General features: G+C 39.4%; 23 protein-coding genes and 1 tRNA gene. 14 read left to right on the top strand and 10 right to left on the bottom strand.

Annotated elements, in window-relative coordinates:
* Positions 1-7: 7 nt before the first annotated feature.
* The gene (locus tag SHI21_RS04955) at positions 8-517 is read right to left on the bottom strand and encodes a shikimate kinase (RefSeq protein WP_323575092.1); all 510 of its coding nucleotides are present in this window, start codon (positions 515-517) and stop codon (positions 8-10) included.
* Positions 518-571: 54 nt separating this feature from the next.
* On the opposite strand from SHI21_RS04955, the gene SHI21_RS04950 reads away from it, so the two are divergent.
* From SHI21_RS04950 to SHI21_RS04900, 11 genes are all read left to right on the top strand, one after another.
* Positions 572-1093, top strand: coding sequence for a YceD family protein (locus SHI21_RS04950; RefSeq protein WP_323575091.1), 522 nt, complete (start codon positions 572-574; stop codon positions 1091-1093).
* 102 nt (positions 1094-1195) lie between these two features.
* On the top strand, positions 1196-1405 hold the full coding sequence (rpmF, locus tag SHI21_RS04945; protein WP_323575090.1) for a 50S ribosomal protein L32: 210 nt from the start codon (positions 1196-1198) through the stop codon (positions 1403-1405).
* A gap of 97 nt (positions 1406-1502) precedes the next feature.
* Positions 1503-2504, top strand: coding sequence for a beta-ketoacyl-ACP synthase III (locus tag SHI21_RS04940; RefSeq protein ID WP_323575089.1), 1002 nt, complete (start codon positions 1503-1505; stop codon positions 2502-2504).
* A 15-nt stretch (positions 2505-2519) separates the two neighbouring features.
* A complete protein-coding gene (gene fabD / locus SHI21_RS04935) occupies positions 2520-3461 on the top strand; it encodes an ACP S-malonyltransferase (RefSeq protein WP_323575088.1) in 942 nt (313 codons plus the stop codon).
* Complete coding sequence (fabG, locus tag SHI21_RS04930; RefSeq protein WP_323575087.1) at positions 3458-4219, top strand: 3-oxoacyl-ACP reductase FabG; 762 nt, start codon at positions 3458-3460, stop codon at positions 4217-4219. Before fabD ends, fabG begins: the two co-directional genes overlap by 4 nt.
* A gap of 40 nt (positions 4220-4259) precedes the next feature.
* Positions 4260-4487 carry an acyl carrier protein gene (gene acpP / locus SHI21_RS04925; protein WP_323575086.1) on the top strand — a complete coding sequence of 76 codons (228 nt, stop codon included), beginning with the start codon at positions 4260-4262 and terminating at the stop codon, positions 4485-4487.
* Positions 4488-4558: 71 nt separating this feature from the next.
* Positions 4559-5815 carry a beta-ketoacyl-ACP synthase II gene (gene fabF, locus SHI21_RS04920; RefSeq protein ID WP_323575085.1) on the top strand — a complete coding sequence of 419 codons (1257 nt, stop codon included), beginning with the start codon at positions 4559-4561 and terminating at the stop codon, positions 5813-5815.
* A gap of 3 nt (positions 5816-5818) precedes the next feature.
* Positions 5819-7072, top strand: a complete 1254-nt coding sequence (gene glyA / locus SHI21_RS04915; RefSeq protein WP_323575084.1) for a serine hydroxymethyltransferase — start codon at positions 5819-5821, stop codon at positions 7070-7072.
* A 1-nt stretch (position 7073) separates the two neighbouring features.
* The gene (nrdR, locus tag SHI21_RS04910; RefSeq protein WP_323575083.1) at positions 7074-7571 is read left to right on the top strand and encodes a transcriptional regulator NrdR; all 498 of its coding nucleotides are present in this window, start codon (positions 7074-7076) and stop codon (positions 7569-7571) included.
* Positions 7555-8040 (top strand): transcription antitermination factor NusB, encoded by a 486-nt coding sequence (nusB, locus tag SHI21_RS04905; RefSeq protein WP_323575082.1) that lies wholly within the window; start codon positions 7555-7557, stop codon positions 8038-8040. Before nrdR ends, nusB begins: the two co-directional genes overlap by 17 nt.
* A gap of 10 nt (positions 8041-8050) precedes the next feature.
* Positions 8051-8470 carry a hypothetical protein gene (locus SHI21_RS04900; RefSeq protein ID WP_323575081.1) on the top strand — a complete coding sequence of 140 codons (420 nt, stop codon included), beginning with the start codon at positions 8051-8053 and terminating at the stop codon, positions 8468-8470.
* On the opposite strand, the gene SHI21_RS04895 is transcribed toward SHI21_RS04900, so the two are convergent.
* Genes SHI21_RS04895 through greB form a run of 3 tightly spaced genes read right to left on the bottom strand, consistent with a single transcriptional unit; the run spans position 8471 to position 10217 of the window.
* Positions 8471-9328, bottom strand: coding sequence for a class I SAM-dependent methyltransferase (locus SHI21_RS04895; RefSeq protein ID WP_323575080.1), 858 nt, complete (start codon positions 9326-9328; stop codon positions 8471-8473).
* Positions 9329-9341: 13 nt separating this feature from the next.
* The gene (locus tag SHI21_RS04890) at positions 9342-9725 is read right to left on the bottom strand and encodes a DUF6165 family protein (protein WP_323575079.1); all 384 of its coding nucleotides are present in this window, start codon (positions 9723-9725) and stop codon (positions 9342-9344) included.
* Positions 9726-9728: 3 nt separating this feature from the next.
* Complete coding sequence (gene greB / locus SHI21_RS04885) at positions 9729-10217, bottom strand: transcription elongation factor GreB (RefSeq protein ID WP_323575078.1); 489 nt, start codon at positions 10215-10217, stop codon at positions 9729-9731.
* A 65-nt stretch (positions 10218-10282) separates the two neighbouring features.
* On the opposite strand from greB, the gene def reads away from it, so the two are divergent.
* Positions 10283-10840 carry a peptide deformylase gene (gene def / locus SHI21_RS04880; RefSeq protein WP_323575077.1) on the top strand — a complete coding sequence of 186 codons (558 nt, stop codon included), beginning with the start codon at positions 10283-10285 and terminating at the stop codon, positions 10838-10840.
* Between the two features lie 59 nt (positions 10841-10899).
* Here the strand turns inward: def and SHI21_RS04875 are convergent, their stop codons facing one another.
* The gene (locus SHI21_RS04875) at positions 10900-11178 is read right to left on the bottom strand and encodes a hypothetical protein (protein ID WP_323575076.1); all 279 of its coding nucleotides are present in this window, start codon (positions 11176-11178) and stop codon (positions 10900-10902) included.
* A complete protein-coding gene (locus SHI21_RS04870) occupies positions 11179-11925 on the bottom strand; it encodes an SDR family NAD(P)-dependent oxidoreductase (RefSeq protein ID WP_323575075.1) in 747 nt (248 codons plus the stop codon).
* Between the two features lie 170 nt (positions 11926-12095).
* Between SHI21_RS04870 and SHI21_RS04865 the strand changes: the two genes are divergently transcribed.
* Together SHI21_RS04865 and SHI21_RS04860 are read left to right on the top strand one after the other, a co-directional pair.
* A tRNA-Asp gene (locus tag SHI21_RS04865) sits at positions 12096-12172 on the top strand.
* A 349-nt stretch (positions 12173-12521) separates the two neighbouring features.
* The gene (locus SHI21_RS04860) at positions 12522-13214 is read left to right on the top strand and encodes a phospholipid scramblase-related protein (protein ID WP_323575074.1); all 693 of its coding nucleotides are present in this window, start codon (positions 12522-12524) and stop codon (positions 13212-13214) included.
* Here the strand turns inward: SHI21_RS04860 and SHI21_RS04855 are convergent, their stop codons facing one another.
* From SHI21_RS04855 to SHI21_RS04840, 4 genes are all read right to left on the bottom strand, one after another.
* On the bottom strand, positions 13215-14426 hold the full coding sequence (locus SHI21_RS04855) for a TolC family protein (protein WP_323575073.1): 1212 nt from the start codon (positions 14424-14426) through the stop codon (positions 13215-13217).
* Positions 14423-17509, bottom strand: a complete 3087-nt coding sequence (locus tag SHI21_RS04850) for an efflux RND transporter permease subunit (RefSeq protein ID WP_323575072.1) — start codon at positions 17507-17509, stop codon at positions 14423-14425. The genes SHI21_RS04855 and SHI21_RS04850 overlap by 4 nt, the downstream gene beginning before the upstream one ends.
* Positions 17506-18387, bottom strand: a complete 882-nt coding sequence (locus SHI21_RS04845) for an HlyD family efflux transporter periplasmic adaptor subunit (RefSeq protein WP_323575071.1) — start codon at positions 18385-18387, stop codon at positions 17506-17508. Before SHI21_RS04845 ends, SHI21_RS04850 begins: the two co-directional genes overlap by 4 nt.
* Positions 18388-18584: 197 nt before the next feature.
* The gene (locus SHI21_RS04840) at positions 18585-19763 is read right to left on the bottom strand and encodes a sensor histidine kinase (protein WP_323575070.1); all 1179 of its coding nucleotides are present in this window, start codon (positions 19761-19763) and stop codon (positions 18585-18587) included.
* Between the last annotated feature and the right edge of the window lie 146 nt (positions 19764-19909).

Genomic DNA, 19909 nt, shown 5'->3' with positions numbered 1-19909 from the left:
GTCGGTTTTATATACTAGATAAATTATGCACTAAAGACTCAAGGCCTTCAATCTCTTTTATCTCAGTTTCCGAGAGGATAAGGTCAGCTTTCTTGTAAATGGGAAGTCGTTTTTGATACAGATCCCTCAATCCTTCTTCGCCCAGCGCAGTCAAAGGTCGATTACTGTCATTTTTGATTCGGTTAAAACAAGTTTCAAAAGGTACATCGAGGAAGACAAGTTTAGTCTGGTCTTTCAAATCCCAGAACTTTTCGGCCGTCGGAGTTCCTCCACCAAGAGCTATAATCTTCATCGTTCTCTGGTTGACCAGGTTAGTGAGAACTTCCATCTCCACATCCCTGAACTTTTGCAGAGTATTTTTATTGATCCACTCTCCCAGCTCCAGGTGAGTAATTCCCAAGTGATCGGCTACCACATGATCGAGATCATAGGTTATATAACCTAAATCATTTCCCTCGAAACCAAGGGCGAAGGTGGTTTTACCCGACCCCATAAATCCACAGACCAAAATATTCACTTTTACCTCGAAACTCGATTGTACTTTTAAATCTTTCTAAGATAAATGGGAGCCATGAATATTATAACGAAAATTAACGGCCAGATCGATCCAAGTGTCGCTGTAACTAATTACAGTCATGACATTACTGAAGATTATGAATTATCAAACGAGAAGACTCCATGGATTCAGCAAATATTGACTGAACTTCATGAACAATTAGATCCAGATGATGTTTATCCTGCTGGGTCAATGAAGTTAAGTTTAGAAATTACACGTAAAAAAAATCCGTTTATCGGAGACCATTTAGTTGTCAGAGCTAAGATTGACGCTCGCTATCATTTACCATGTGGACTGACTTTAGTACCACTTGCGCAGCACATGCTTTTAAATGTTAACGCGGCTTTCCTTCACGATTCTCATGAAAAAATGGAAGAATACGTTGAAGCTACAACGGTTTACGCTGATAACGAAGAAATGGAACTTTATTTTTACCGCAAAGGGTTAGCGGACATTAATGAATTTATCCATGAGCAGATCTTCCTGGAGGTTCCGGCCTTCCCAAGATCAGAAACAGTTGAAGAAGCACAAGAATAGGGTTTTCACTCAAAAAAACTTGCCGGATAGCAGTTTTTGACGTATTGATTTACCCTCATATTTAAAAAAAGTTGATGTTACACATTTGTCGCGGAGTATAAGATGGCAGTTCCTAAGAAGAAAAATTCAGTTTCAAGAAAAGGTTTAAGAAGAGCTGGTCAACACCATAAACTATATAGAAAACACCCAATGTCATGTTCAAACTGTGGATCGCATGTAATGCCTCACGCTGTTTGCTCTGCTTGTGGTTTCTACAAAGGAAAAGTTGTTGTTTCAGTTAAAGCTGCATCAACTGAAGAAGCTGCTCAATAATTAAAGCAAAAATTTTGTCTGAAATATAAGAAGCCCTTAGATTCGAAAGAAATTAAGGGCTTTTTTTTTAAGACAAACAAAAACATGGACGTCCAAAATGAAAACCTATGAAGCAAAGATTCTAGGAACTGGGATGTACGCTCCCAAGAAGATCATGACGAACTTCGATCTAGAATCAATCGTCGAAACTAATGACCAATGGATTTTTGAGCGCACGGGAATCAAACAACGCCACATCAGTTCTACTGAAGGTGGAGAATTTCCAACAGATATGGCACTTGCCGCTGCTAAAGATGCGCTTGCTGCTGCTAACTTACAACCAAACGATATCGACTTCATCATATTTGCCTCAGTTACTCCTGATGTAAAACTTCCTAACTCTGCATGTATTCTTCAAGTAAAACTTGGAATCACAAACAACTGTGCTTGTTTGGATATTGCTGTTGCTTGTTCGGGATTTGTTTACGGAACTAACTTAGCAAACTCGATGATTAAAACAGGACTTGCTAAAACTGTTTTAGTTGTTGGATCGGAAATGCTTTCTCGAGTTGTGAACTGGAAAGATAGAAACACATGCATTCTTTTCGGAGATGGTTGTGGTGTCGCTATCATCGGTCGCGCGGAAGAAGGATCGGAATCAAAAGTACTAGCTTCTATTTTAAATTCAGACGGAACAGGCGGAGAGTTTTTCTCTCACCCGGTTGGTGGAGCTGTAACTCCAATTACTGCTGAACATATTGCTAACGATGAACAATTCATGCTGATGAAAGGTAAAGAGATGTTCAAAGTTGCAACAAGAACTCTTGCTGAAAACGGAAGAAAATGTTTAGAGCAAGCTGGTATGACACTCGATCAAGTTGATTGGATTGTTCCTCACCAGGCCAATATCAGAATCATCGAAACGACTGCGAATATCTTAGGCGTAAGCATGGATAAAGTGATCGTGAATATTCAAAATTATGGAAACACATCTGCGGCGACTGTGCCGATTGCTATGCATGAAGCGATCATGGATGGAAGAATTAAGCGTGGAGACATTGTTCTTCTGGACGCTTTTGGTGCGGGCTTAACTGCCGGTGCTACTTTATTAAGATACTAATTCAAAGGATTGTTAATGGTTAAGTCGGTTACACTTTTATTTCCCGGACAAGGATCTCAATATGTCGGAATGGGAAAAAATTTAGATCAATCTCTCTTCGATAAAGGTAATGAGATTTTAGGGTATGACCTTAAAAAATTAATGCAAGAAGGCCCAGAAGAAGAACTTAAACTGACTCACAACACGCAACCTGCCATCTTAAAACACTCAATCACATTGTTCACTCAATTGATGACTGTTCTAGAAAAACACAATGTAAAAATCGATCGCGTACTTGGCCACTCTGTTGGAGAGTACGCGGCCCTTGCTGTTGCTGGAGTTCTATCTCCATACGACGCTATTCACGCAGTTCACCTTCGTGGAAAATACATGCAAGAAGCTGTTCCTGTTGGAATGGGAAAGATGTTTGCTATTTTAAAGGTGCCAGCTGACGTTGTTGAAGAAGCTTGTAAAGTTTCTAGCAAACCTGGTTCAGAAGTTATGCCTGCAAACTTCAATGACCCTTCTCAAATTGTTATTTCAGGTGAAAGTGAAGCCTGCGCTCGCGCAGTTGCTTGGCTTGCTGAAAATTACAAAGAAGCTCACCGTGCAATGGAACTTAATGTTTCAGCACCATTCCACTCTTCTTTGATGAAGCCTGCTGCTGATAAATTAAAAGAAGCGTTTACAAAATTTAAATGGAACGAAAATAAAATTCCGTACATCGCAAACATCAATGCAAAAGAATATCCAGCTGGAACAAACCCAGAAGTGATCATTGATAATTTGTATCACCAAGCATATGGCCCGGTGTTATGGACGCAATCAATTGAGAAACTTCCATCTGACACACTTTGTATTGAAGTAGGACCTGGAAAAGTATTAATGGGTCTGGTCCGTAAAATAAATAAGGACATCAAGGTTATCCCACTTGATAGAGATGAAGCCTTAGCTGAAATCGAGGAGCTTTTAAAATGATCGCAACATACAACGACCTAAAAGGTAAAACAGTTTTAATCACAGGTGCCTCAAGAGGCCTTGGTAAAAAAATGGCAGAAGCTCTTGCAACTCAAGGTGCTCATGTTGTTTTCAATTATAGAAATGATGAAGCAGCAGCGATGAAGTTAAAAGAAGAGCTTCAAGCTCTTGGTGCTTCAAACGTGACTGCCCTACTCTTCGACGTGACTAATACGGCTCAAATGAAAGAAGCTGTTGAAAAATTCGTTGAAACGAATGGCCCGATCACTGGTCTTGTTAACAACGCTGGTATCTCAAAAGATCAAATCGTTCTTCGTATGAAAGAAGAAGATGTGACAGCAACAATCAACACAAATTTAACGTCGGCCATTATGCTGACTCAAATTCTATCTAGAAGCTTCCTAAAAGCAGAAAACGTTTCAGTTGTTAACATCAGCTCAATCGTAGGGCTTATGGGGAACGCTTCGCAAATTGCCTACTCTGCTTCAAAAGCAGGGATGATTGGTTTCACAAAGTCTTATGCTAAAGAATTAGCTTCAAGAAACGTAAGATGCAACGCAATATGCCCCGGTTTTATCACTACAGATATGACACATGCTCTAGACGAAAAAGTTAAGGATGCATACCTAACTAGTATCCCCCTAAAACGTATGGGTGACGCTGAAGAAGTAGCGAACTTAGTTTGTTTTTTATTGAGCAAAGCATCGTCATATATCACTGGAGAAACGATTAAAATTGACGGTGGATTATATATCTAATAAAACTATTACTTATTTTAGATAAATTCAGGAGTATTGAATGAAAGACAAGGTTATTAAACTAATCAGCGACGCGACTAAAATTGATATCGCTAAGATCAATCTTGAAACTAGTTTCGTTGACGATCTAAACCTAGACTCTCTAGACATCGTTGAACTAATGATGAAAATGGAAGATGAATTTGGTGTTGAAATCCCTGAGGAAGACGCTGAAGGACTGAAGACGGTAAAAGACATCGTTACTTACTTAGAAAAAAAACAAGCTTAAGATCCTAATCATTGAGGCCTCGAAAGAGGCCTTTGTAGTTTTTACGGTACAAAAAAAATACGGAGGACAACATGACGGAAGGAAGAAAACTCAACCGAGTGGCCATCACCGGAATGGGAATGATCAATGGACTTGGTCATAATCTAAAAGACGTTTGGGCAAACGCACTTGAAGGAAAATCAGGTGTCACTTTGATCGAACAAATGGATACAGAATTACTAACGACAAAATTCGCGGGCGAAGTCAAAAACTTCGAACTCTCGGCTGAAATATTAGATGCCAAAGAAGCTGCTAAATACGACCGCTTCATTCACTTTGCTATGCACTCTACTCATGAAGCTCTAGCTGATGCTGGTCTTCTTGAAAATCGTCCATACGCAATGGAAAGAATGGGATGTATTCTTGGTGTTGGTATCGGTGGATTTCCTGAAATCGAAAGAACAGCGAAAACACTATTTGATAAAGGGCCTCGTAGAGTGTCTCCTTTTTTCATTCCAGCTATTATTCCTAACATGCCTTCTGGTGTAATCACGATCCGCTATAACCTTGGTGGATTAAACTACGCCATCGCATCGGCATGCGCTTCAGCTGCTCACGCACTGACAGCTGCTTGTTATGAAATCATGTTTGGAAGACAAGACATGATGGTTTCTGGTGGAGCTGAGGCAGTTGTATGTTCACTTACAATGGCCGGTTTCGGAAACATGAAAGCATTATCAAAAAGAAATGATGATCCAGCTACGGCGTCTCGTCCTTACGATGCTGACCGCGATGGATTCGTTCTTGGTGAAGGTGCCGGAATTTTAATTTTAGAAAACTATGACAAAGCTGTTGCTCGTGGAGCAAAGATTTATGCTGAAATCGTAGGTCACGGTGCAACTTCAGACGCTCACCATATCACAGCTCCACATCCGGAAGGAGATGGCGCTTCTAGATCGATGAAAATGGCGATCGACGATGCTGGTATTGCTGTTAGCGAAGTTGGATACGTAAACGCTCACGGAACTTCTACTCCACTTGGAGATATTGGTGAACTTAGAGCTATCAAGAAAACTTTTGGTGATCACGCTTATAAACTGAATGTGTCTTCAACGAAATCAATGACAGGTCACTTACTAGGTGCTGCTGGTGGAATCGAGACAATCTTCTGTGCGATGGCGCTTCACACTGGGACAATTCCTCCAACGATCAACGTGCAAAACCTTGATCCGGAATGTGATCTTGATATCACGGCCAATAAAGCTGTTAAAAAAGACATTAAATACGCCTTAAACAACTCGTTTGGTTTCGGTGGAACAAACTCTTCATTACTTCTTAAAAAGGTATAAATTATGTTTAACAAAGATGCATCTTCAGTGAAAACGATGGACCCGGAAATTTTTGATATTATCAACAAGGAACGCGCGCGCCAGGAAGATGGATTAGAGTTAATCGCTTCAGAAAATTATACGAGCCCGGCGGTTATGGAAGCTCAGGGTTCAATCCTGACGAATAAATACGCTGAAGGTTTACCGAACAAACGTTACTACGGTGGATGTGAGTTCGTTGATCAGTCAGAGACGCTAGCGATTGAAAGAGTTAAAAAGCTCTTTGGTGCAAAATTCGCCAACGTTCAACCACACTCTGGATCTCAAGCTAACATGGGTGCTTACTTTGCTATGATTAATCCAGGAGACAAAGTTCTTGGGATGAATCTTGCTGAAGGTGGACACTTAACTCACGGGTCTCCAGTTAACTTCTCTGGAAAATTGTTTAACTTTGCTTCTTACGGCTTACACCCGGAAACAGAAAGAATTGATTTTGATATCGTTCGTGCACAAGCTAAAAAAGAACAACCAAAACTTATCGTTGCGGGAGCTTCTGCTTACTCACGTGAAATCGATTTCAAGGCCTTCCATGATATCGCTGCCGAAGTTGGCGCGAAACTTATGGTTGATATGGCCCATATCGCAGGATTAGTTGCTGCTGGATTACACATGTCTCCAATTGAGTGGGCAGACGTAACAACTTCAACAACTCACAAAACTCTTCGCGGACCTCGCGGTGGGATTATTCTGACGAATAACGAAGAATTGTTTAAGAAATTAAACTCAAATATCTTCCCTGGTATTCAGGGTGGACCTCTTGAGCATGTGATTGCTGCTAAAGCTGTTGCATTCCAGGAAGCTCTTCAACCTGATTACATCACTTACCAAAAACAAGTTGTGGCAAACGCTAAGAAGCTTGCAGAAGCTCTTATGAGTAAAGGGATTGCACTTGTAAGTGGTGGAACTGATAACCACCTTGTACTGGTTAAAACGGACTCTGTAGGTCTATCTGGTAAAGAAGCTGAGCACGCGCTGGAAATGGCGGGTATCACTTGCAATAAAAACATGGTTCCTAACGATAAACGTTCTCCTTTCGTGACAAGCGGTGTACGTCTAGGGACTCCGGCGATCACAACTCGCGGGTTAACTGAAACTCACATGGAAACGTTGGCAGGATGGATTCATTCAGCACTAACGAATTCAACGAACGAAGCTGAATTAAAGAAAATTAAAACGCAGGTCCTTGATCTGTGTAAATCATTCCCGGTATATAAGTAATATGCATTGTCCAAGTTGTAACGCTGCCGATACACGAGTTATTGATTCGAGAATGCTTCTCGAAGAAAACTCTGTACGCCGTCGCCGTAAGTGCGATGCGTGTGAGACGCGTTTTACAACTTACGAAAACATTCAGATTCAAATGCCTCTGATTGTGAAAAAAGACGGACGTCGTGAAAACTATAACCGTGAAAAGATCATGAAAGGTTTGAATAAGGCCTGTCAAAAAAGAAATGTTTCAACGGATCAGTTAAATAAACTTCTAAACAACGTAGAGAAGTCTCTTCTTGAAATCTCACGCACAGAAGTTCACGCACGCGATCTTGGTGAAATCATCATGGATCTTTTAAAGGAACTAGATCGTGTAGCATACGTTCGTTATGCTTCTTTCTATTGGGACTTTAAAGACATTGAAGAATTTGTATTCGGTTTAAAAAATAATCTACACTCAGTAAAATCTATCAGCGATAAAGGTGAAAAACGTGACTACCAACAATAATGCTACATCAAAAAGATCTCTTGGCCGTGAATACGCCTTTAAGTTTATCTACAAACATTTACTAAATGACTTCGCTGAAGAAAAAAACGATATCGTAAATGATTCAAGAGCTCTTAATGATGCTTTAAACCTATTTGATGTTTCTTTTCACGAAGAAGACAATGAACACCCGGATAACACTATCGACATCCACACGAAGATGTTCGCTAAAGAATTAATTCTTGGGTCATTAAAAAATGAAGCTGAGAATTCTAAACTTATCGAAAAATACTTAACGAACAACAACCTTCAAAAAGTTGATCGTATGAACCTTGCTGTCCTACTTCTTGGAGCTTTCGAAATCCAAAACGATAGAGAAACAAGCCCAGGTGTATTCATCAATGAGTACGTAAACGTTGCTAAAAAATACTGCCCGAATGACTCTCATGGATTCATCAACAGTGTTCTTGATAAAATCGCAAAAGGATAAGACTTAAATCATGGTAAACAGCACACGCGCGAAACTTTCAATCCTAGATCAATTCACACCAGATGTGCTTGGGATCTTTTGGATTACGGCTTCGGATTTAAACCGCGACCTTGCTGCTTTTGAAGATTTTAATTACCTGTTTGATGGTTTGATTTCTCAATACCTTTACGGACAAGAAAACCACACAGAAAAACACGCTCACATTTTCTTCACAGAAAATTACAACGAAAGAATTTTCCTTGCTCATTTGCGTACGAAAAATACGACGAAGTCTCAGATCGCTGGCGATATTGATGAACAGATTGCATTGATTCAGGCGGCGAAGAGTGAGAATAAGACGATTTTAGTTTTTGATAAGACTGAAGATCAATGGCACTCTGAACTTAAAAAGCGTTACCCGCAATTTGAGTTCAGAGTGTTAGAAGTTTAATTAAGGCTGAGCACAGATATAAGTAACCCAAGACTCGCAGTTTTCTGCTTTTAATGTCTTTTTGAATTCCCCATTTCCAGTTCCATCTTTATCCACGCCTTCCCAATAGATATGAGTCTTTGAGAATCCTGCTTCTTCTAAAATATCTAGAAGTTCGCGCGCGTCCCACATTCTCCAGTCATATGTGAATACTTTTTCATGTTTTACACCGTCTTTCGTTTTGAAGTGGATGTAATAAAGGCATTCAGACGTTAGAGGATTATATTTACTGCAGTCCCAGTAGTATGTGTGGTCTTTGTGTTTTACTGACTCTTCAAGTTCCTGACGAGCTTCTGTTCCACCGAATAGATCGATAAAGAAGGCCCCTTCTTTTTTCATGTGAGCTCTAACAGTCGTGAAATACTTTAGAAGGTCAGCACGTTTTTTGAATAAGTAGTATGAGAAGTTGAAAGCAACGATTACGTCAGTTCTAAAGTCGTACTTCGACATAACGTTTCCGTTAATATACTTCATACGTGCTTGTTCATCGGCGTCTAAAGAATCGTAGTGATTAACTACACCGTACGCTAATGGTTCCATATCAAGATCGATACCCCATGCTTTGTGCTCATCAGACTGCTCTACCCATTCACACGCCATCATACCAGTTCCGCAGAAGTCTTCACGAAGTGTAAGAGGAGCTTTTCCATAAAGAGACTTGTACTCTTTAGTGATGAACTTAATATCAGCAGCTGGGTTTTGTACTGAACCTAAATAAAGGCGGTACTTTTCATCGCGAGTTAGTTTTGCGCTCTTTACAGGTGCGCCCTTCTTCGAGGTCTTCTTTGCTACGCGAGTATTCGTCTTCTTGATCGCCATGAGTGTTTTTTCCTTAGTAGTCTTTGTAAGACTTGACCTCTACGAGGCCTGATTTATAAGTTGTATTGATTGTATTTTTTCTTTTGAAACGTTCGTCGTTTGTGATGTAGACAGCGCGGGCCAGTTGAATGAATTTTTCACCGAAATCTTTATTTCTTTCAAGATCTCTGATGTCGTCTTCAATTACCCACAATTGCAAATTGATATCAATCATCTGATCAAGATGATGTTGCATTTTTTCGAGTTGTAATGATTTTAAAAGCTGAGACAAGATCTCTTCTTCTTTCCTAACGTGCACAAGTTTTTCAGCATCATGGATTTTTTGTGATTTGATTCTTAGAATTGAAAGTTTATCAACCAACTCACCTAAAGAAATTTCGCAATTTATATTCATCATATTTTATTCAATGTTCACGTAGACTATTTCCATAATCTCGTACGTTTTTGTGCCTATTGGGATTCTGAGCAAGATTGTATCACCAACTTCTTTGCCTATCAAAGAACTTCCTAAGGGTGAGCGCCAACTAATTTGATTTTTTTCAGTGTTAATTTCATCTACACCGACAATAGAAATAGTTTTTGTTTCACCGTCGTCTTCATCTTCAATCGTGACAGTTGCGCCAAACTGGACTTTATTACTTTTTGTGAGGATAGGATCAACAACAATTGCTTTATCAATTCGCGATGTCAAAAAGCGAGTTCGTCTGTCTATTTCTCTTAGTCGCTTCTTGCCATAGATATAGTCCGCATTTTCCGATCTATCGCCGTTGGAAGCGGCCCAGGCCACGGTTTTGGTGACTTCCGGTCGCTCTACTCTAGCTAACTGGTGAAGCTCCTCTTGCAGGCGGGCAAAGCCTCTGGGAGTAATATAGTTTTTTTCCTTTTCCATAGGGCTAAAGCTTACTCTATTCCCCAAATTATGCTAAGAATAAAGTGTCGAACAGGAGTTTTGAAATGGTAGCAAGAACAGTTATTCGTATGGGTCATCCAACGCTTCGCCAAGTGGCAGAGCAGGTATTAGTTAGTGAGTTAAAAACTCCAGAGTTTAAACAACTCCTGATTGATATGTACGATACGATGAAAGTTGAAGGTGGGATTGGTATCGCCGCTCCTCAGATCAATGTTCCTTTGCAAGTCACACTTATTGAGCTTCCTGAAGATAATGACCGCTATGGTGAGCTCGTTGGGACACCACTGATGGTTATCATCAACCCTGTGATGAAATACCTTACACAAGAGCACCAAGGATTCTGGGAAGGATGTTTATCTGTTCCAGGTCTTCGCGGTTTTGTTGAACGTCCAAAAAAAATTCAAGTTGATTATATTAATGAACATGGTGAAGAAAAAGTTTTAGTGGTTGAAGATTTCTTAGCTACGGTTTTCCAACATGAATTGGATCATCTTTTTGGAAAGCTTTATATCGATCGTATTACTGATACGACGAAGCTTGCTTACTCTGAAGAGTTCAGCACATTCTTTAAGCCTCATCCGAATGACACTTTAGACGAATAGAAATAAAAAAGGCCTCATGAAATCATGAGGCCTTTTTATATCTGCTATAATTTTTCTAATTATTTAATCGTGCAACCAGTATCAGTATTACCTTGAAGACTGAACCCTTTGTTAGCTTTCGCCTGAGCTTGCTTTTTTTCTTCAAGCTTCTTTAATACATCTTCTTTCGAATCAGCACATGGAGCTTCTGCTCCTTTAGCCGCTGTTTTTGCATCAGCTGCTTTTTTAGCTTTATTAATCTGAGCACTCTCAGGAATCACGGCCTGAACCGCTTTCGACGATTGAGAAAAAGCACTAACTGAAACAAGCATAAGAGATAGGATTACTAATTTTTTCATTTATTCCTCACTATAGTTCAAAAACTTTAAATTCATCAGCATTCTATAAAGGCTTCTTGGCATCTTATCTAAAATTGAAACAACGATTTTCATTCTGAATGGGAAAACATAAAGAACTTTTTTCTTTTCAAGTGCGCGCTTAATAAGCTTCGCTGCTTTTTCCGCACTCATAAGAAATGGCATCTTATGATTATTCTTTTGTGTTAACGGAGTATCAATAAATCCCGGCGCGATCGCCGAAACATTAATCCCATGTCTTTTTAAATCCAGTGAATAAGATTCACATAGTTTTAAAACAGCGGCCTTCGAAGCACTATAAGCTCCCGCTCCAGGAAGTCCCATGAATCCAGCAACAGAAGCCGTCGCTACAAGGTGACCTTTTTTTCTTGGAAGCATGATCTCTAAAGCAATATCAAAAGTATTCAGCACACCTTTAACATTGATATCGATAATTTCGTTAGCGACAGAAAACATCGGAGTTTTTGATTTTGCTCCCACAGATCTTCCAGCGTTGGCGATAATCATATCAAGCTCAACCGGTGCAAAGTGTGTGACCGCTTTATGAAGCTCTTCTCTGTTTGTTACGTCTACTTCGTAACAAGAAAGCTGCTTATACTTATTCCTAATCTCTACAGGGAACTTGCTAAGGTTTCTGGCGCAAATGCCTACACGATGCCCTTCTTCTAAATAAAGTTTCGCGAGAGCAAGGCCAATACCAGTCGTTCCACCAGTGATAAAAATATTCACAAGACTCCTATGAGTACATAAACGGTTATTTTTGTACTAATAGTCTAAGATGAATCCCCGATGCCTACAATCTTTAAGCATCGCAACAGGCGCATTTTTTTTGAAATACCTGACTTTTTCCTTGACGATTCTGCCTCTTATCCTTATATTTTAGCTTCTTTAAGATTGTTGGGGGCGTAGTTAAGTTGGTTATAACGTCTGCCTGTCACGCAGAAGGCCGAGGGTTCGAGTCCCTTCGCTCCCGCCATTTTAGAGACATACAAAAAAACGAAAATAGCCTTGCTCACGCGAGGCTTTTTTTTGTCCAAAATCTAAATCACAGTCATTAATCTTATAAATTCATACATCAATTGTTCGGGATTAGTTTCAGGAGTATCTTCTTCTGGAATCGAGTTGCTCAGGCAATTTGTGGGGCAGTGGGGTTCCCAATGGCAATGGCCGGATTTGTACTTTTGGTCTTTTTAGTCACTTTCGTAAGATATTTTTACGAGTTATCTGAAATAAATCAGACAAAAACTAAGGAGGAAGTATGAATATGAAAAAGGTTATGTTTTTTAAATGCATGGTCGAAGCAGTAGTAGATATTATTTCTATAAGTGCAAGTCTGGTATCATTGTCGGGAACTACTGCCCCCCTTTCAACTTAAAAAGAAAAAAATTATGATCATAGAACATCTTAAAAGCAGCAGCAAAATACTCATCAATCAAAAAAAAGAAGTCGTCGAACTTTTTGGATTTGAATCTCGCAATAAGTACAGCATTGAAAATGAGTATGGGCAGCAGATTGGTTTTGCGGCCGAAGATGGAAAGAAACTTTCGCAAACTCTCTGGCGTCAGTTTTTCGGACACTGGAGAACTTTTACAATTACGATTATGGATAATGAAAGAAACCCAGTGTATCTAGCTTATCATCCGTTTAGATTTTTATTTCAACGTTTAGAGCTAACAACGAATACTGGAATAAAGATTGGTTGCATTCAACAACGCTTCGGTCTTTTGTATAAAAAATTCGATTTATGTGATGCCAATGACAATGCGATCATGAACATTGACTCCCCTATCTGGAGGCCATGGACTTTCTCGGTGACTCGAAACAATATTGAAGTCGCTTTAATATTAAAGAAATGGTCTGGGCTTCTGAAGGAAACTTTTACAGACGCAGATAATTTCACAATCGATTTCCGATCACAAAAAATGCATCAAAAAGAAAAAGAGCTGATCCTAGCTGCAACTCTGCTTATTGATATTGCTTATTTCGAAAGAAAGGCCTCAACTAAGTCCGATAGATAATTATTGCAAGCATTCTACAGACTTTAACCCTGATAGCGTGCAAGCTTCAATAATCCCCTGATGAAACGTCAACTGACTGATTGCCAAGTTATTCTCACTTTCCAGCAAGCGGTTCTGCTCAATGATCAAATCATTCGTTGAAATACGTCCCAATCGAAAGCTTCTCATAATATCTTCATAAAGCTTTTTAGATAAATCTAAATTTCTCTTCGACTCATATAAGTTCAAACGGGCCATTTCTATTTTTTCTTTTAGAAACAATGTTCTCTGTTGAAGAGCTTGGTCTGTTTCTTTGTAATCGTTAAGTGCGCCTATATAAGAGGCATATGCAGTAGAAATCTGTGATGAAGTCTCATATTGATTCCAAATAGGAAGTGTTAAAGAAAGCACCCCTACTATCTGCTTATCAGTACGCTCTTTTATTGGAGCGACTTGATATTGAAGATGAAAATCAAGAGAAGGCCAATGGAAGCCTTTTGTTGCTTGCCATGCTTGTTCACGTGACTGGCTAATCCAAAACTTTTGTTCCGCGACAGGAAGGTTTGTCGAACTCGGAAGTTTCGGCATCGTCTTTTCATCAAAAGGCCAAGTCTTAGTTTGAATCACATTGATAAATAAAGAAGCGATTTGAGATCTGTTTTCACTTAACTCTAAAACAGCTGTTCTTAATTTGTTTTTTTGTTGAACAAGATCGACTTCAGACTTTGTGACTTCCTGAAGTGGGATTTTCCCTTGATTGTATCTGTCCTTAACAATTTTATAAGACTCTTCTTTTAGCTTAAGAAGTTTTTCTTCAATTCTCTGAGACTCATTAATGTAAAGAGCTCTGAAAATTAAGTCAGAAGCTTTGACTTCTACCCTTAAATTTTCATTTAAGACCTGAAGCCTCTGAGCACTTCTTTGGGCCTTAGCATCCTTCATGTTGTTCCAGTCTGTCCCACCTTTAAAGAGGTTTAACGTCAGGTCTGCATTGATGCCGTCGTTATCGGTCACAGTCACATTATTTAATTTCGTGCGGTTTTTATCTAATGAAAGAGTCAGTTTTGGCGTCCAAAAAAGTCTACGTGATAAAAGTAAATCATTACTCGCAACTAAGTTTTGTTCTTCGGTCTGAATCGTTAAACTTTTAGTCTTAAAGTTTTCCAGGTCACCAAAAAAGGGAGTTATTTCTGCATGGGCAGATGCCATTAAGCTAAGAAGTAAAATGATCACGCTTTTTTTTCCTTGCTGTGCAGATATAAATACTGAAGTGCGGGAACAATATATAAAGTTAAAAGCATCGACACCCAAAGACCTCCGCATACGGCAATCCCAAGAGGTTGAAGGATCTTTCCACCTTCACCGAAGCCTAGAGCGATTGGAAGCATACCTAGAACAGTTGTCATGGAAGTCATAAGGATCGGGCGTAGACGTGCCAGTGAAGCTTCAACAGTGGCAGTCTTGGCGTCCTTGCCTTCTTCATGAAGCTTACGAATAAAGTCCACGAGGATGATACTATTGGCGACGGCAATTCCGTTTAAGAGAATTGTTCCGAGTCCTGAGTTAAGTGAGAGTGTGCTGCTAAAAACAAATAACGATACAAGTACACCGATGAATCCTAGTGGGATCGCAACAAGTACTAAAAGTGAGTGAACGAAGTCTCCCAGCTGAATCACCATCGTTAAAAAAACTAGAGCGATTGAAATCGCTACGGCCCACTTAAGCTGGTCAAGTGAAGCTTGTAATTCTTTATCAGGTTGAACTTCTACAAGTGAGGGCAAGTCTGGATTGTTAGCATTTCTTCCGGCCTTATATTTCACAAGCACTTCATTAGCTTTCTTTACTCTTTCTTTTGCCTGATCCAGTTGGGCCTTATTAAGCCTTCCGGTAAGAACGATAAGTGATTTTTGATCTTCTCTATAAATTCTAGGTGCACGATCTTCTAAGGTAATATTAGCAAGCGCTCCAAGTGGAATTAAGCGTCCTTCAAAGCCAATTGGAAGGGCCTTAAGCTGATCAACAGAAGTCACATCATCATTATTTAATCTTAAGTAGATTGGCATCTCTTGTTGCTTTAAAAAAATCTTTTCCGCATACACACCATCAGTTGCGACTCGCAAATAATGAGAGAGTTCATACTTTGAAAGAACTTCGGACGCAGCTCCCGATTCCACGAATTGTTGCACGCGGATTTCTTTTTCTTTATCGGCAGTCGGAGTTACGCGGACTTTATCAAAAATTCCATTTTCAAGTAACAATGCTTGAATGTCCTGAGCGGCTTCCAGTCTCTTGATTGGGTCTCCACCAGTAATTTCTAAACGGTATTGAGGAGGATCAGGAATGGATAACTCTGACGGGTTCCATGATTCTGCCCAGTAGAATTTCGTTGAAGTGTTTTTATATAATTCTTCGGCCTTCTCAACCATCTTTAGGATTTTGCTTTTATCTTTCATTCTCACCATGATGTTTCCATCATGAGATCCCTGGATCTGAGTGAAGGTATAAAGTTTTTCGTCACCAAAGTTTTTATCAATGCTTGCTTCGAGATCGTCTAGTTCAGACTCCAATTGCTTCATCGTTGAAAATGATGGTGATGAAACTCCGATAATAAGCCAGTCACTATCAGGTTTACCGATAACTTCTTTATTCAGGCGTGGAATGACTAAAAAGAAAAGAATAGGTAGAAGAAGGATAACTCCACCGAATACTCCACTTTGCAATTTTTTGCTATTTAAAAAGGCCTCAAGAGTTTTGCGATAGAAATTTTCTATTTTTAGAATTGTTCCTTCAACTGGAGACTTTGATTCTAAGTTTTGTCCCATTGATAAAAGTTGAAGACGAATCGTTGGAACTAAAACAAGAGCAACTACTGCCGAAAGACCGTGAGAGAAAATAACGGCCTTAGCAAGGTCACCTAATAATGAGTGAGTTAAACCTTGAGTGAAAATTAATGGAAAAAATACAACCAGAGAAGCAAGCGTAGAAGCAATGATCGGAAGTCTCACTTCATTAACTGCTGTTATAACAGTTTGAAGTTTTTCCTGATAAGTAAGCTTCCCTACTTTATGTTCAAAATGGCGGACGATGTTTTCTAAAACAACAACTGAGGCATCAACGTTCATACCTGCAGATAAGGCCAATCCACCAAGAGAGATGAGGTTTAAATTCATTCCTGCTAAACGCATAAGAATGAAGGCCATGAGTAAACTTAAAGGGATTTCGATAGCAGCAGTAATAACGTTCTTAAAGCTTCCTAAGAAAACAAATAAAACGATAACAGCAAGAAAGGCCGCTAGAAAAACTTCATGAACAACGCTCATTACACTGCTATTGATAAATTCAGCTGGGTTTACCAGGATTTTGAATTCAACATCAGCTGGCCACTGCTTTTTTAGAATTTCCATCTGGGTCATAATCTGATCAGACATTTGCTTGATGTTTCCACCCTCTTTAGGGCTGGCAAATAAAATCAAACTTTCGACACCACTGGTTTTAAACTTCTGACGGTTATTCTTCGAAACTCCCATCGTAATCTTGGCGATGTCTTTTAAAAAGATGGCAGGTTTTCCTGCTGCAGAAACTCTGACTTGAGAGAGCTGCTCAAAAGTTGGAGTGTTTTTAGGAAGGTTAATCAGATAATCTTTCTCACCTAACTTAAGTGTTCCACCAGTTAATCCAACAACTGAGTTTTCGATGGCCTGTTGAATTTGAACAGTGGTGATTTCATACTGAGCAAGCTTTTCTGGGATCAAACTGATTGAGACTTCTTTGCTGTTTGGATTAAATAATCCGAAGTCGCCTGCGTCTTCAATTTTAGATTTTAGCGGAGTAATCATCGGCTCTAGTGTTTGATATAAATCATCCAGAGAGCGCATTGGACTATAAAAACTTATGGCGAAAAAACCACGGTTCTCGCTCCATGAGTAAACTGAAATCCCACGGCGGATATCTTCACTGGCGCTGGCCATACGTGAGTTGACGAGATTTTGAACATCACTCTTGGCCTTTTCAGGATCTGCACCCCATTCAAAAGTGATTTGGTAATTGGCGTTTTGGTTTCTGTATTCAGCGTGAAGTTCTTTAACGGCCACTGACTCAATCTTCATCCCTTGCAGGTTTGACTCTAAGTCATTCCCGTAAGCTTCAAAGAATTGTTGTGAAGATAAAGATCCCATCGGGATACTAACTGAAATGGTAATCTGACTGCTGTTAGGAAATAGTGATATCGGTAACTGCAGTCCACTAATAATCCCCCAGATCGCAAGCGCTCCGAGGATAATATAAACCCTTAGAGGTTTGGAATAGAGATTACTCATTGAACTTTCGCTGGTGCATCCACATCAAACATTTCGCCTTCTTTTAAAGGACGGCTTGAGCGGACAATAATCTTATCACCTTTAGTGATTCCTGATTTAACAACGTAGTTGTTATCTCTTTGCTCACCTAAAACAATAAGTTTTTTACTGAATTGATTTTTTCCCTTAAGAACTCTCACCATGGCCTTACCGTCTTGGAAAACTAATGAAGCTTCAGGGATCATGATGATTGATCCTTGATTGATTTCAAAAGTCGCCTGCCCGATTGATCCAATTGGAGGAAGTGTTTTTTTGAAATCAGTGAATTCGAATTCAGCTGATGCTGTTCCTGTACGTGAATCAACTAATGGGCTGATTCCTGTGATTCTCACTGGAAGATTAATATCTGACTTTGAATCCATTTTAAACTGACCAACAAGTCCTGAGTGAACTGACATAACGTCGTTACTTGGGAATTCAGCAGAAAGTTTTAGTGATTTAGGATCGATAACTGCAAACAGTTTATCTCCACGCATAACCTTCGTCATTTGGCTCGTGTGCATTTGGCTTAGGACTCCAGTGATTGGAGATCTAACCGGAACTGCAGCGTAAGTAAAACTTGGATCTTTATTTTCAAGATACATAATCACTTCGCCAGACTTAACCAGAGAACCAAGAGGTTTAAGAATGCGAGTCACGTGACCTTCGATATCGGCACTGACAAGAGATTGAATTTTTGCTTCGATTTTTACGGGAACGATGATGCGTTTGTTATCATCAAGCATTTTGATTTCTTCTAATAAAACGCGAGGTCTATCGACAGGAGCATTAGAGGCCATAACAGCAGCAGGAATGAAACTGACCGAGCAAATGAATGCTAGCGAAAATAAACTTTTCATGGATTTACCCTTATTAAATAAAAGCAATTTTTAACTGAAAAATGTTGATATTTCAATGGGAGTGAAAAATATATCCCGTTGATGAGTCGAGTATTAACAACAGCTAAGCCCTTAAATCTCCCTCAAAAACTTACAAATTCGCCCTTAAAGTCCCCTGCCGTTCTTAAATAAGGCTTTTTTGTCAAAAATCCAGAATGTCACATCGTATGATTTGGTAAAGTAATTGTGAAGATACATCCTTTACCTGGAAGATTTTTTGCTTTGATAGTTCCAAGATTGAGCTCTATCGCCTTTTGAGCAATCGTAAGACCCAGGCCTAATCCTTGTTTATTTTTATGTTGTTGCTCGAATGGCTTAAAAAGATCTGCTGCATTTGCCGTTAATAAACCACCACATTCATCTTCTACATCAATCACAATATTTTGTTCAACGATTCTGCCTCGTATTTCAATTTTACCACCTATACGTGTGTACTTGATTGCATTTTGAATTAAATTAGAAATCGCAGAATAAAAAAGCTGTTGATCCGCTTTAATAACAATTTTTGGATCAATGTTAATTTCAAGACTCTGGTGTTTAATTTGGGACTCAATTGAGGCAGTCGTAACAATTTGATCTACTAGTTGCAATAAATAACCTGTTTCAATAATGACTCTCGGGTCGATTTTCATCCTCACTTCTGTAAGAGAGCGATCAATCAGGTATTCAATTCTGCTAAGTCCTTTATCCACAAGCTGTGCAGTACTTCCACCTGTCGCGACTGTGCCTCTTTTTATTAATTGAAATGAAAGATTCACACTTGTAAGTGCATTCCGTAATTCATGAGCGAGGAATCCAAGATGTTCAACTTCTCTATTAGCTTCTTTAAGATTTTGATCACTTGAAAAGCCTGTCACTGCACCAGCGATTGCAATATCAAGACAACGATTAAAATCATGAAATTCATTGGCCGTAATCTTAGCGTCTTTTATGACGGCAAGTTCAGTGATTGCCTGGCAAATAGCACCATATGCATGGACGACATGGGAAAGTGTATATCCTAATCTTAGTAATTCTTCCCCATGACGTTTAGCTGTTTTGGCAAGCTCGGCTTCATCTGGTCTGCCTGATGATTCTGCTAAAGAGGTTTCGTCGCTTTCATCTGCGGCCTTCACCATCAGTCCTTTATTTTTTAAACGAACCTTTTGATTTTCGCTTTCATAAATTTTATGTTCCTCTCTTTCCAGCAAAAGCACATCCAGAAGCTGTTCAAAAAAAATGGGAAGTCCTGCCTCAAGCTGCGTAGAACTTGACCGTTTTCCTGCTAACTCAAGAGTTTTCTTTGAAGTCAAATTTAAGATTTCCTCTTGGTTTTTTAGCAAAAATTCATAAAGCATAATTCTCTCCTGAGATAAGCCTTCATTATCAAACTACTAATTTGCAATATGGATACCTCTATTCTTTCTTAAGAGAATAATGAAAAGTATGTAGAACTTAATAGTTAGTAAAATATTTTTGAGGGCCTGCGGGGCGGAACGTCTCT

The sequence above is a fragment of the Bacteriovorax sp. PP10 genome (genome assembly GCF_035013165.1).
Classification (GTDB): domain Bacteria; phylum Bdellovibrionota; class Bacteriovoracia; order Bacteriovoracales; family Bacteriovoracaceae; genus Bacteriovorax; species Bacteriovorax antarcticus.
Note: the sequence above shows the minus strand (reverse complement) of the source record. Positions and strands in the feature narration are given on the sequence as shown.